Genomic DNA, 12,415 nt, shown 5'->3' on the forward strand with positions numbered 1-12,415 from the left:
TAGTACAATAATCAACATGCGTGACTTGTTTTGATTCTTTAACAATATGAGACTATTTGCATCAATCCATCACAATACAATCATATTACAATCACAAACAACTTCAGTGTTACAATTTGATATTTAACAAATCTTAACCGCTACAATTTGTAAATATCCGAATATATTTCGCACATTTGCATCAAGGATTTTTCATAAAAATTGGATTTAGTTAGCTGATTTAAGGGTAAGGACAGATTTCACGATCTGTCCTTTTTTTATGCGATTTAACATGGTTTAACGATGATTGATATTTCTTCACTATAATAATCCGCACATTTGTACTGTAGATTTTTTTTCATAGATTTTGGATTTAGTTAACGAACTGATTAAGGGTAAGGACAGATTTTCACATCTGTCCTTTTTCTTTTTTATAGCCCTTGGTTTTAATTTTAACAAGGATTAACGATGATTGATACTTCTTCACTATAATAATCCGCACATTTGTACTGTAGATTTTTTTTCATAGATTTTGGATTTAGTTAACGAACTGATTAAGGGTAAGGACAGGTTTTCACATCTGTCCTTTTTCTTTTTTATAGCCCATTGGTTATAAGTTTTAACAAGGATTAACGATGATTGATATTTCTTCACTATAATAATCCGCACCTTTGTACTGTAGATTTTTTTTCATAGATTTTGGATTTAGTTAACGAACTGATTAAGGGTAAGGACAGGTTTCACATCTGTCCTTTTTCTTTTTATATACCTTTGGTTCTATATTTTTTACATTCCCCCGTAAACATTGTAACTTACAAACTGTTCTCTAATCTAAAATTCTACTATGGATAACCTATTTTTAAAATACATGAATAAGCGTGAAGGCAAAAATGAAAAGCCTTCGACACCAATCGGAAATCCAGGCCCGGTTATTACAATTTCACGGGAGTATGGCTGCCACGGAAAACGCATCGCTCAAAAACTAGCTGGGATATTAACTGCCAAAAGTGCTGCAAGTGGCGAAAACAAAGAGTGGCGATGGATTAGTAAAGAAATCTTAGAAGAATCAGCTAAGGAACTTAAGCTCTCATCATCATTAGTCAAAGAGCTAAGTGATTACAAGCACAGTCACTTTTTTAAAGATCTAGCCCTCTTTTTTAGCGAAGATTATTACCCAGGCGATGCCACGATAAAAAATACAATTGCTAAATATATTCATGATGAAGCTGAGCAAGGTTATGTTATTATCGTCGGAAGAGCCGGTGAAGCCATTACCAAGAGTATTAATCGTTCGTTTCATGTAAAACTTGAAGCCCCCCTTGAATGGCGCTCACAAGTTGTATCTGAAGAAGAAGGCCTTAGCCCGGCCGATGCAAAAAAAGAATGCCAGATACAAGATAAACGAAGGGCTATGTTTCGAGATTATTTTGAAAAAGGAAAAAAAGACATTGACTTCTTTGATGCCATATTAAATTGTAAAGCTTTATCTGATGAAGAAATACTCGAGTTATTAATTATTATTAGCGAAACCAGAGGCTTCATATAAAGCATGCACAAATTAGTGTCATTACAGTATACCATATACAACAAAAGGTTGCCCAACAAAGGCAACCTTTTATTGTATCATTAAACCTGAAATAGTTAATCTTCAGCCAAAGCTTTCTTCTGAATGGTATAAAAGAGTATCAGGCTAAGTCCGCCAAACAATAATATCATTGATAAAAAAGCCATTGGCTCTGGCATATCTGTACTTGCATTTAAAACATTGCCTACTACTATGCCAATTGCCAAACCAACCAGCAACATGCCATATTTTAAACTTAAGTAGTGCTTTGGTTTTCCATATTCAAAGATTGAGGCTTCTTTACCAGCAGCTATTAATGCGGTTCGCTCTATTCTTCGCTGTCTGAAATACGACAATGAAATGATAATTGCTGCTATACTACCAAAAAGTACTGTTGGAACTACTATTGCTACATCCATAATTTATATTTTAAAAGTTTTACATTGTGTTACTCTCCTGGAGCGCTCACTCGTTGGACGTTGCATTTTTCAGACTGGTTACAAAAAAAGCACAGTTTTTTTATCTGACTTTTCTAAACCCAGAGCTCAACTTGCCAATTCATACGAATGTGAGTAAATTAAACTTTTTAATGTAACCTATTTCATTTTGGGAGCGTCATATTTGACACATGAGTAACTTAAATGACATAAAGCTGATTAAACTAATTAAAGCTGGCGACATTGGCGCCTTTGCTCAGCTTATCGATAAGTATCAGCACATGGCATACACATTGGCCAATAGTATTGTTAAAAACAAACAAGAAGCAGAAGAAGTTACTCAGGATGCTTTTTACAAAGCGTATAAGGCACTTGATAAATTTAAGGGTGATGCCGAATTTTCAACATGGTTGTATCGCATAATATATAATACAGCCATATCAAAAATGAGAGGCAGAAAAGCTGAAACGTCAGATTTAGATAACAAGGAGGTAGAAAAACAGGAAACCCTTAGTTTTAGTGATAATCTCAACAGGCTTGAACAGAAAGAACGAAAAGTCATTTTAAAAAAGGCTTTATCAAAGCTTAAGGAGCAGGATGCTTTTATCATCATCCTTTATTATTACAAAGAACAAAGCATTGAGGAGATTGAACAGGCAACAGGCTTATCAAAATCGAATGTGAAAATTAAACTCCATCGAGGACGTAAGCAACTTCAAAAAGAATTAGAAACGCTGTTGCAGGATGAATTAAAGTCTTTTATTTAGATTTACAGCCATGAAAAAGCGATTAAACCATAATGAAAATATAAATGACCAGCTTATTAAAGATCTGTTTAAAGACTTTAAACTTGAGCAGGCTCCTGACACATTAAAGGTTCAAACAATGGATAAGGTTTTTAATCACTGGACCGAAACATCCATAAACTACAAACCTATCATTAATAAGAACAATCGCTGGTGGATGATTGGTGGATTCGCAGCATTATTATCCATCAGTTTTTTGGTTGACTCCAGCGTTATTATTGAATACTGGAAACAACTAAATGCTGATAGTGCCTACATTGACATGGATTCATTGAGCAAGCAGATGGGTAGCATCTCATTAAGCTTTAAAAACATACCATCAATCGTTTACTTTACTATCGTTGGTATTTTTGCCCTTTTAGGTATTGACCGCTTCTTTAACCGTTTAGCTAATATTTAATCAGGATATAACGAAAAAAGAAAGAGCGAATCATATATGATTCGCTCTTTCTTTTTGGTATTATTTCGAACTTATTAAACTATTCCAAAATAAGCCAGTAGTACAAATATATAGTGGGCCGAAACACCTGCTAATAAACCACCTACTGTGTGTGCCATTAACGCTTTTGAAGTTAATTCTCTAAAATTAAGGGTATCGAGCATGGCTGTGTGCGTACTCAGGTAACCACTCCAACACATTCCCATAGCTGTAAATACAGCAATCTCATTTCCTCCAACAATCCCTTGCGCAATAAACGCTTTCACCATTGAAAGTGCAGCTCCTACAGCTCCTAATGAAGTCACAGGAAAAGCGATTAACTCAGGATGCTCAAAGCCAAATAAAAACCTAAATAACCAATCGACAGAACCGGCTAATTTTGGTAAAATTGGCACTCCTTCATAAGCTAATCCCTGATAACCTATTGCTGCATCGGCGGGTTTAAACGTGATAACCATGACAATGGTACTAATTACCAAAACACCAGGTATAATGGCTAACCCAAGGTTCACACCAGATTTACCACCGTCGAGCATAGAATTTAAAAAACGCTGAAAAGTACTTCCTTGAGAAGCAAACGAAATTTTTTCTTCGTCACCATTACCTTTAAATTCTTTATCAGCCGGAATTTTGCCTTTGATCAAAAACTGCATCAAGCGGGTTGAAATAACAGCGCCTATTACCGCACCTGCCAACCCAATCATGGCACCCGAAAAGAAACCTAAACCGGTCATAAAAGCCAACACAATCAATCCCATACCAAAGGCAGTACCAAAGTTGGTTAATGAAATTAATTCGTGTGTTTTAAAGTAACGACTAAAGTTTTTATCATTTGACAGACTGATGATTGCCGGATTATCTGAAAAGAAAGTCATCAAACCAGCCAAAGCACTTACTCCTGGCAGGTTAAATAAAGGACGCATCAAGGGTGCTAATAGTACCTCAAGCAGACGAACCACTCCAAACTCAATCATTAATCGGCCTAAAGCCCCGGTTAATACAGTAATACCCATGATAAAGAACACAGTGTTCATCAACAAGTCGTGTGCTGTTCGCATTAAGGTATTTAATAGGTTTGTAATACCCATTACATGCCCCAGGTACCCAAAGAATGCTCCAAAAAACAGCAAAAAGAATAACGCCTCATATCGACGTCGCTCTAAATAACCTCTTTCTTTTAATTTTTTTAACGCGCTCATTATGTCTGATTTTATGCCTCAAAATTAGAAAGGACATTAACGTCAAAACAAGACGAATATCACCATTTAAAGATTTTTTTCATGAAATAAATCAGGATATGAACTGACATAAATGGTCAATAGCCGCCAATTTTGATAGTAAAGTCACTGTTCTGACATGAATACTGCGTATTTTTGCATCCATCATAACACGCTGAAAAGATAGAATGCAGAATATTGAACCTTACAATCGCTGGGAAAAAGTATATGAAGCAACGTGCGATCCGCAATCATTGTTTTATGGCGAGCAGTACGATCCTTTTTTATGTAGAAACACCATTTACAATCATTACATACACCCCAGGTGGGATGAGTTCGGTTCGAAAACACTCTACCTGAAAATCCTGTTTGTGAGTTACGAGCAACAATTTGCCATTATTGAGTTAATGGGAGAATGGAACGATTGCCTTTACAACGACATTATGCATCTAAAGCGTACTGTTATTGAAAACCTTGAGGCTAACGGCATTCAGAAATTCATTTTGATTGGTGAAAATGTGCTCAACTTTCATTATTCAGACGATTCGTACTATGAAGATTGGTTTAACGACATCGATGATGGTTGGATTATGGCTATTAATTTTAGAGATCATGTTTTAGAAGAGTTTGATAAAATAAACCTCAACTACTACTTTCTTTATGGAGGGCAACTAAACCATGTCAAATGGCGTACTTTATCACCGATAAAACTATTCACAGCACTTGACCAATATGCTAATAAAGTCCTTAATCCGTAAGGGCTAAGCAAAAAAAAGCCTGTCTGGGGAGACAGGCGAAGAAACATTCTAAGAAAAAAATTCTAACCTAAACCTCACACACATCCGAATGTTTCTATATTTGGGGACCAGGAGAGCCTTTATTTTTTTTAGATTCGAAAGCTAAATTACGCCCTTAATATGGTGGTGTCAAGTGCAGAGGTGTTAAAAAAAAGATTTTTAACACTTTTTTTATTATTCAAGCACTTTCTTTTTAAGGCCAATAGCCCTGTTACGACTCTATTATACCGATTATTCATTAAAATGAGCCTTATCTCACTTCAGTTCTTTCATAAAGCAAAGGTCTTTTGCTATTTTTGCACAAAATTACAGAAGTGATATATCCAGAAAGTTTCGAAGATAAGATTAAGTTTACCCGCATACGTGAATTGGTAAAGGACAGTTGCATGAGTGCACTGGGCAAAGAGGTGGTTGATGAAATGAGTTTCAGCACCAATTTTGAAGAAGTCGATCTTCATCAGTTGCGCACCAATGAATTCAAAAAAGTATGCCTGGAAGAAGACAACTTCCCTACTGGATATTTTATTGATGTACGCGAACCACTGGTTCGTATTAGAATTGAAGGCCGCTTTATGGATGAGAGCGAACTATTCGATCTAAAGCGTTCTTTAACAACCATCAACGACATCTGTCGTTTCTTCAACAAAAAAGAAGAAGAGGATTACCCAAAGCTTAAAGAATTGGTTTCCGAAGTTGCGGTATTCCCATTTATACTGGATAACATTGATGGCATACTCAATAAGTTCGGTAAGATAAAAGACAACGCTTCACCCGAACTGGCCCGCATCCGAAAAGAAATTTTCAACAAGCAAAATAGCATCTCACGCAAGTTAAATGCCATTTTAAAACGAGCTAAGCACGATGGACTAGTAGAGTCTGATGTAACGGTATCAATACGTGATGGACGCGCGGTTATTCCCGTTCCGGCAGCCAACAAACGCAAAATTGGTGGTATTGTTCAGGATGAATCGGCCACGGGTAAAACATCCTTTATTGAACCTGCCGAAGTGGTTGAAATCAATAACGAAGTACGTGAACTGGAATATGCCGAACGGCGTGAAATCATGCTCATCCTGGTTGAAGTGGCCAATGTGATTCGACCTTATATCGATGAATTGATTGAATCATATAAGTTCATGGGCACTATCGACTTCATTAGAGCTAAAGCGCGCTTTGCCATTAGCATTAATGCCTTACTGCCCAACTACAAAAAACAACAAAACTTTATCTGGAAAGAGGCCGTTCATCCCCTACTCTATCTGCAGCACAAAGCTGTTAATAAAGAGGTCATTCCATTGGATTTAGAATTATCTGATCCTAAACAGCGTTTGTTATTAATCTCAGGGCCCAATGCCGGTGGTAAATCGGTTTGTTTGCAAACTGTAGGTTTATTACAATACATGTTTCAGTGTGGCTTATTAGTGCCGATGAATGAGGGCTCAAGCATGGGATTTTTCAAACATGTGTTTATGGACATGGGCGATGAGCAATCCATTGAAAACGACTTGAGTACCTATAGCTCTCATTTGTTTAATATGAAACACTTTTTACGCTATAGCCAAAAAGAAACCTTGATATTGATTGATGAATTCGGTACCGGAACTGAGCCCATGTTGGGTGGCGCCATAGCCGAAAGTGTATTGGAGCAGTTGAACCAACAAAAAGTATACGGTGTTATTACCACGCATTATACCAACCTAAAACACCTCGCATCGCAAACCGAAGGTATTGAAAACGGAGCTATGCTGTTTGATACTGGTCGCATAATGCCACTGTACAAGCTTCAAATTGCTCAACCAGGTTCTTCTTTTGCTTTTGAAATAGCCCGGAAGATTGGCTTACCCGAAAACATCTTATCGAGTGCGAAGGAGAAAATTGGACAAGAGCATGTTGATTATGACAAAAACTTACGTGAGATAGTACGCGACAAACGCTATTGGGAACAAAAACGCAACACGATTCGCATTAATGAAAAAAAGCTGGCCGATGTATTGGAACGCTACCAGGTGGATTTGCAGAATATTAAAAAAGAGCGCAAAGAGATACTCGATAAAGCCAAATCCGATGCCGATCACTTGTTATCCAATGCCAACAAAGAGATAGAAAATACCATTCGCACCATTAAGGAAACACAGGCCAATAAGGAAAAAACGAAAGAAGCCCGTCAGAAACTGGAAGGGTTTAAGGAATTGGCAGTGGATAAAAAGGCGAAAGACGAGAATATTGATCGAAAGATTAAACAAATTGAGGATCGTGAGAGGCGCAAGGCTAATCGAAAAAATAAAAAAGAAGGCGAACAGGCAGCCGCTGCTAAACTACGTCCTAAGCAAAGTGAAGCACCCATTCAAGTGGGTGACAATGTACGTCTGAAAGGACAAAATACACCTGGCGAAGTGATGAAAGTGCAAGGCAAAGAAGCCACTGTGGCTTTTGGCAGCTTAAGCACTACCGTTAAGCTTAATCGCCTGGAAAGGGTGAGCAACAAAGCTGTTAAACGTTCAAATACTATCAATGCCACAGCTTCAAACGTAGGTGATAAAGTGCGAGAGCGCAAACTCACCTTTAAGCCCGACATTGATGTCAGAGGTAAACGTACCGAGGAAGCCATACAAATGGTGATGAACCACCTTGATGAAGCGGTTATTTGTGAAGCTTCGGAGGTTAAGATATTACACGGAAAAGGCAACGGCATCTTACGCGTCATGATTCGTGAACAGCTCAATACGCTTCCCTTCGTTCATTCATTCAGAGATGAAGACCTGCAATATGGAGGCAGTGGCATTACCGTTGTTTCAATAGGATAAAAACGACATTCAAATAATTTTAAGGCAATTATCATGGTTGGTAATTGCCTTTTTTATTACTTAGTCTTTAAATTTAAACCCCTTAAAGATGATTAAACGAATCGCAAGCACACTTCTGCTATTAACAATTGTCATCACCACTTTCGGGCAATCGACAGAGATAAAAAAACTTCTTAACAAACAAGATGAAAATCTGAGTCATCGACTCGATCGATTAGAAAAGATGGTTGATGACCTGATGTGGCATGAGCGCCTGGGTGACATCGCGCATGTAGATAAAGTATACATGTATGGCCCACCGAAATGGAAAGAGAAAAACCCAACAGGATTGGGAGCAGGCAATCCGGTTAAATTCTGGTCTTACCTCTTCTTTCCTAAAAACATTGATACAAATAAGAAATACCCCCTTATGGTATTGCCTCATGGTGGTGTACATGCCGATTTCACGACCTATTACACCCACATTGTTCGTGAACTGGTGAGCCAGGGCTATGTCGTTGTAGCAGCCGAATATCGTGGTAGCACAGGGTATGGCAAAGGCCATTATGAGAAAATTGACTATGGCGGACTGGAAGTTGAAGATGTATTTGCCAGTAAGAACTACATGCTCGAAAACTACCACTTCATCGACAAGAACCGTGTGGGCATCATGGGCTGGAGCCATGGCGGACTGATCACACTTTTCAACATATTTGAGCATGCCAATGACTATGCAGTGGCCTATGCAGGCGTGCCGGTTAGTGATTTGGTGGCTCGAATGGGTTATTACGAAGATGATTACCGTGCATTGTACGAAGTCGATTATCACATTGGACAATCGGCTCATAAAAATGTAGAGGAATACCGTCGTCGTTCGCCGGCCTGGAACACTCATAAGTTCAAAAACACGCCCTTACTGATTCATACCAATACCAATGACAATGATGTGCATGTATTGGAGGTGGAGCATCTGATTAAATCGCTAAAAGCAGATAATAAACAATTTGAATACGAAATATATCAGGAAGTGCCGGGTGGGCATTCATTCGACCGAATGGATACGAAGATTGCCAAAGAGATAAGGGTGAAGATTTACAAACACATGAATCAATACCTGAAGCCAGAGAAACCCATCAATAATTTGAAAGACATCCAGAAGGCCGGGTATCGTTTTTAAATCGATCAAATAGACTCATAGAATTTTAGATCGATAGATTAATAGAAAGGATGCGACCTTTATCAGCAATTAATAAAGATCGCATCCTTTTATTTTTTCTCCTTATAAGCTACCCCATCGCCTTCGACACTTCGACGAGCAGAAGATTGTTTTAATGCTTCATCACGCCATTGAAGTAAACCACCTGAGTGGTATCTAAAGGTATCTCGTATGAAACTTCTAAACCAGATGGCATGGGCGAAATATGAATAGTCATCTCAAACTCATCTTGTTGCTTCGAACAGTTAATCTCATAAGGTTTACCAACATTAAAATTGACTACTTCATAAAAGCAATTCTGCTTTCGACCATCCTTAAAATAGATAATTGCCAACTCTTCAGCTTTAAATTCCATTTGATAAACGTTATGCTTCTGCAACGAATCGGCTACGGTAAATGGGTTATAACTAACTAAGCCAGTTTTATAAGCTTCGCCCGACAATTGCATGGGGCTTAGATACAACTGCCACAAGCCTATCAGTTCTTGTTCAGTATTGGGGTAAGCTGCTTCATTCAACTGACCGGTTAACATCCGCAGATACAGCTCATTCTGTCCCAGCAAACCAACTTGCTCTTCATACAAGTGATTTAACGAATCGAGTAAAAACACGGTTGAATCTTCAAGTAGATCGAGGCGGGCCGTTTTTTCTTTCCACACCTCATCAAACAATGGCACCCCTTTAACAATGGATTCATTTGCGAATTCCTTATCCAGCATTGATAGTTTAACATGGGTATAAAAAGTATCATATTGTTTCCACACTTCTATTAACTTTCGATACTCTTCCTGCAGTTTCAGGTTTGAACGATAGAGCGTGTCGAGTGAAAATTGTATTTCCTTTTTAGTTTGGCTATGTACTTCAGCAGCAGTTAGCGACAATAATATAATGAGCACTGTAGCGATGCTTTTAATCTTACTACTATTCATCATTTTTATGGTATGAGTTTGAAACGAATAATCAATGTATTCAAAAGCGATGTAGATGTCCAGAAGTAATTGACCAACGGATGCAATTTGTTAATAAGTAACTAATAATGAATGATATTTGTATCTTTACGTATAACTGACAACCAAACCCATACATTATGAAAAAGCTTATTCTACTCATTCTGCTTATTGCCCAGGTTATTGCCGGTCATGGCCAATCATCTGACCAGAACGTTAAAATATCGACCCAGACAGGCGATTTACATGGCGTACTAAGCATAGCCGACACAAGCCAAACAACACCTGTTGTTATTATTGTTCCCGGCTCAGGTGCAACCGACCGCGATGGCAATCAGGGCTTCATACTACACACCAATGCTTATAAGCAATTAGCCGTTCAACTTGCCAAAAACGGCATATCGACCCTGAGGTTTGATAAGCGAGGCGTTGGCCAAAGCCAGAAGGCTGTACTTAGCGAAAGTGACCTGCGCTTTGAAACATACATCAATGACCTCTTGGCATGGATTCAATTTGCGAAAGAAACTAAGCACTTTAATGCCATACATATTATTGGCCATAGCGAAGGGGCATTGATTGGCATGGTAGCCTCACAAAAGAGCGGGGTTGATAAATATATATCGCTGGCCGGCCCCGGGGTAAAGATTGATGAAACAATCAAACAACAAGTGAAAGGGCAGTTTAGCGACGAGTTATACAAAGAGGTGGAAGCTAATTTTGATACGCTTGCCATGGGCCAAACACTCCATAGTGTTAATCCTTTTTTGATGCAACTATTCAGACCTAGTCTGCAACCTTATATGATGTCGTGGATGAAATACGACCCTTGCCATGAAATCTCAAAGCTGGAAATACCCATACTCATTATTCAGGGTACAACCGACATACAGGTATCTGAAGACAATGCTCAATTGCTACACAAAGCTGCTCCTACCTCACAATTATCGCTTATAGAGAATATGAACCACGTACTGAAAGAAGCGCCAATGGACAGGCAAGCAAACATGCCACTTATAGCAATGGAACACTGCCAGTAATGCCAGAGTTAACGGAGGTACTGGTCAGCTTTATAAAATAATGCTCATTTCAACATTAAGTAAAGAATCGATAATTGATGAAATAGGTGAGCCAGAGCATGTGTATCTCAATTGATATACCGCCGACTATACTCCGTAGTGCCGAGTGGGTAATAGCTTTTTAAATATTAATGGTGAATGGTTAATGTTTAAATGCGATTGCCGCGGCCCATTACGGCTTATAGTGAGTGAATTTAGTATTATATATACAATCGCTATCATTTTACCAGGCGGCTTTTCAATTTTGTTCTGCTCCTCTTCAAACCGAACGCTCTCAACAGCTATAAACCAGTAAACAATCACCAAATAAGGTGAGGAAGTCAAGAAATTGCCATTAACAATCGCACAAGCGCTGGTATCACTTGCTAAATTGCTGCTGCCTGTTAAAAAACCATAGCTGTAAGTCGCTAAATCGTCATCAACACCTAAATAATCGCCCCAGACAATTGCTAAATTGAAAGTGACAGTAGCAAAAACATCAATGACACCGCCAATATTGCATGTGACACTCCCAAAATCGTTTCTTACACTAAAATAATCGCCGCTTACAATGGTTAAAACGCCTGTTACAATGCCTAAAACGCCATTAACATCAAAAAACACCCATCTGACAATAACAAATACCCATCTGACATAAGTGGTTAAAGCACATATATAAGCATGTACGCTTGTAGCAAGCGTAAGTTAGCCAGCCTATTAATAAAATGAACCCACAAACACAAACACAAACACAAACACAAACATATCTTATGTATACTTCGCCAGATGTCATTCATCAATGAATTCATAGCTTTAATCACAGAAATAAAGCAATTCATCACTAAAACAGTAAAATAGCACAAATACAGGTGTTACGCTTTTTAGTTTCTGCTATTAACTCTATGAAGGGTTTCTTATGCACACAAAGAAGCCAATTCTAAACTTTTAAATCAAACACTAATGAATTCAAAACAGAACAACAAGAATGCCATGCATTTGGCCGTTTACAATGTATTTAAAACCTTCCCGAATGAGATCGACACCATTCCGGCATTGAAAAACAATGTGGCAGCATTTGGTGAGCTATTGGGAAAAATAGATAACTGACATTTCCCATGTCTATTAGGCAGCACTTGAAAGCTGCATTTCTATTAGCCTGAAGATTTTGTTGTCTTC

General features: G+C 38.2%; 12 protein-coding genes. 8 read left to right on the forward strand and 4 right to left on the reverse strand.

What is annotated here, in order from left to right; genetic code table 11:
* The first annotated feature begins 823 nt into the window (after positions 1 to 823).
* Positions 824 to 1,525 carry a cytidylate kinase-like family protein gene (locus tag JIV24_RS16565; RefSeq protein WP_200466183.1) on the forward strand — a complete coding sequence of 234 codons (702 nt, stop codon included), beginning with the start codon at positions 824 to 826 and terminating at the stop codon, positions 1,523 to 1,525.
* A 95-nt stretch (positions 1,526 to 1,620) separates the two neighbouring features.
* On the opposite strand, the gene JIV24_RS16570 is transcribed toward JIV24_RS16565, so the two are convergent.
* Positions 1,621 to 1,962 (reverse strand): DUF6249 domain-containing protein, encoded by a 342-nt coding sequence (locus JIV24_RS16570; RefSeq protein ID WP_200466184.1) that lies wholly within the window; start codon positions 1,960 to 1,962, stop codon positions 1,621 to 1,623.
* 209 nt (positions 1,963 to 2,171) lie between these two features.
* Here JIV24_RS16570 and JIV24_RS16575 point away from each other — a divergent pair, with 209 nt between their 5' ends.
* Positions 2,172 to 2,747 (forward strand): RNA polymerase sigma factor, encoded by a 576-nt coding sequence (locus JIV24_RS16575; RefSeq protein ID WP_200466185.1) that lies wholly within the window; start codon positions 2,172 to 2,174, stop codon positions 2,745 to 2,747.
* A 10-nt stretch (positions 2,748 to 2,757) separates the two neighbouring features.
* Entirely contained in the window at positions 2,758 to 3,186 is a 429-nt protein-coding gene (locus JIV24_RS16580; RefSeq protein ID WP_200466186.1) for a hypothetical protein, read from the forward strand.
* 74 nt (positions 3,187 to 3,260) lie between these two features.
* Here JIV24_RS16580 and JIV24_RS16585 read toward each other — a convergent pair whose 3' ends face one another.
* The gene (locus tag JIV24_RS16585) at positions 3,261 to 4,424 is read right to left on the reverse strand and encodes a CD0519/CD1768 family membrane protein (RefSeq protein WP_200466187.1); all 1,164 of its coding nucleotides are present in this window, start codon (positions 4,422 to 4,424) and stop codon (positions 3,261 to 3,263) included.
* A 206-nt stretch (positions 4,425 to 4,630) separates the two neighbouring features.
* Here JIV24_RS16585 and JIV24_RS16590 point away from each other — a divergent pair, with 206 nt between their 5' ends.
* The 3 genes from JIV24_RS16590 to JIV24_RS16600 all read left to right on the forward strand — a co-directional run bounded on the left by JIV24_RS16590 (position 4,631) and on the right by JIV24_RS16600 (position 9,199).
* Positions 4,631 to 5,200 carry a hypothetical protein gene (locus tag JIV24_RS16590; protein ID WP_200466188.1) on the forward strand — a complete coding sequence of 190 codons (570 nt, stop codon included), beginning with the start codon at positions 4,631 to 4,633 and terminating at the stop codon, positions 5,198 to 5,200.
* A gap of 353 nt (positions 5,201 to 5,553) precedes the next feature.
* Positions 5,554 to 8,043: an endonuclease MutS2 gene (locus JIV24_RS16595; protein ID WP_200466189.1), complete on the forward strand. Its 2,490-nt coding sequence runs from the start codon at positions 5,554 to 5,556 to the stop codon at positions 8,041 to 8,043.
* An 88-nt stretch (positions 8,044 to 8,131) separates the two neighbouring features.
* Positions 8,132 to 9,199: an alpha/beta hydrolase family protein gene (locus JIV24_RS16600; protein ID WP_200466190.1), complete on the forward strand. Its 1,068-nt coding sequence runs from the start codon at positions 8,132 to 8,134 to the stop codon at positions 9,197 to 9,199.
* A 151-nt stretch (positions 9,200 to 9,350) separates the two neighbouring features.
* On the opposite strand, the gene JIV24_RS16605 is transcribed toward JIV24_RS16600, so the two are convergent.
* Positions 9,351 to 10,169, reverse strand: a complete 819-nt coding sequence (locus JIV24_RS16605; protein ID WP_200466191.1) for a hypothetical protein — start codon at positions 10,167 to 10,169, stop codon at positions 9,351 to 9,353.
* A gap of 155 nt (positions 10,170 to 10,324) precedes the next feature.
* Here JIV24_RS16605 and JIV24_RS16610 point away from each other — a divergent pair, with 155 nt between their 5' ends.
* Entirely contained in the window at positions 10,325 to 11,221 is an 897-nt protein-coding gene (locus JIV24_RS16610; protein WP_200466192.1) for an alpha/beta hydrolase, read from the forward strand.
* A gap of 126 nt (positions 11,222 to 11,347) precedes the next feature.
* Here the strand turns inward: JIV24_RS16610 and JIV24_RS16615 are convergent, their stop codons facing one another.
* Positions 11,348 to 11,863 carry a hypothetical protein gene (locus JIV24_RS16615; protein ID WP_200466193.1) on the reverse strand — a complete coding sequence of 172 codons (516 nt, stop codon included), beginning with the start codon at positions 11,861 to 11,863 and terminating at the stop codon, positions 11,348 to 11,350.
* A gap of 336 nt (positions 11,864 to 12,199) precedes the next feature.
* On the opposite strand from JIV24_RS16615, the gene JIV24_RS16620 reads away from it, so the two are divergent.
* Entirely contained in the window at positions 12,200 to 12,346 is a 147-nt protein-coding gene (locus JIV24_RS16620) for a hypothetical protein (protein WP_200466194.1), read from the forward strand.
* The last annotated feature ends 69 nt before the right edge of the window (positions 12,347 to 12,415 follow it).

The sequence above is a fragment of the Carboxylicivirga marina genome (assembly GCF_016612505.1).
Classification (GTDB): domain Bacteria; phylum Bacteroidota; class Bacteroidia; order Bacteroidales; family Marinilabiliaceae; genus Carboxylicivirga; species Carboxylicivirga marina.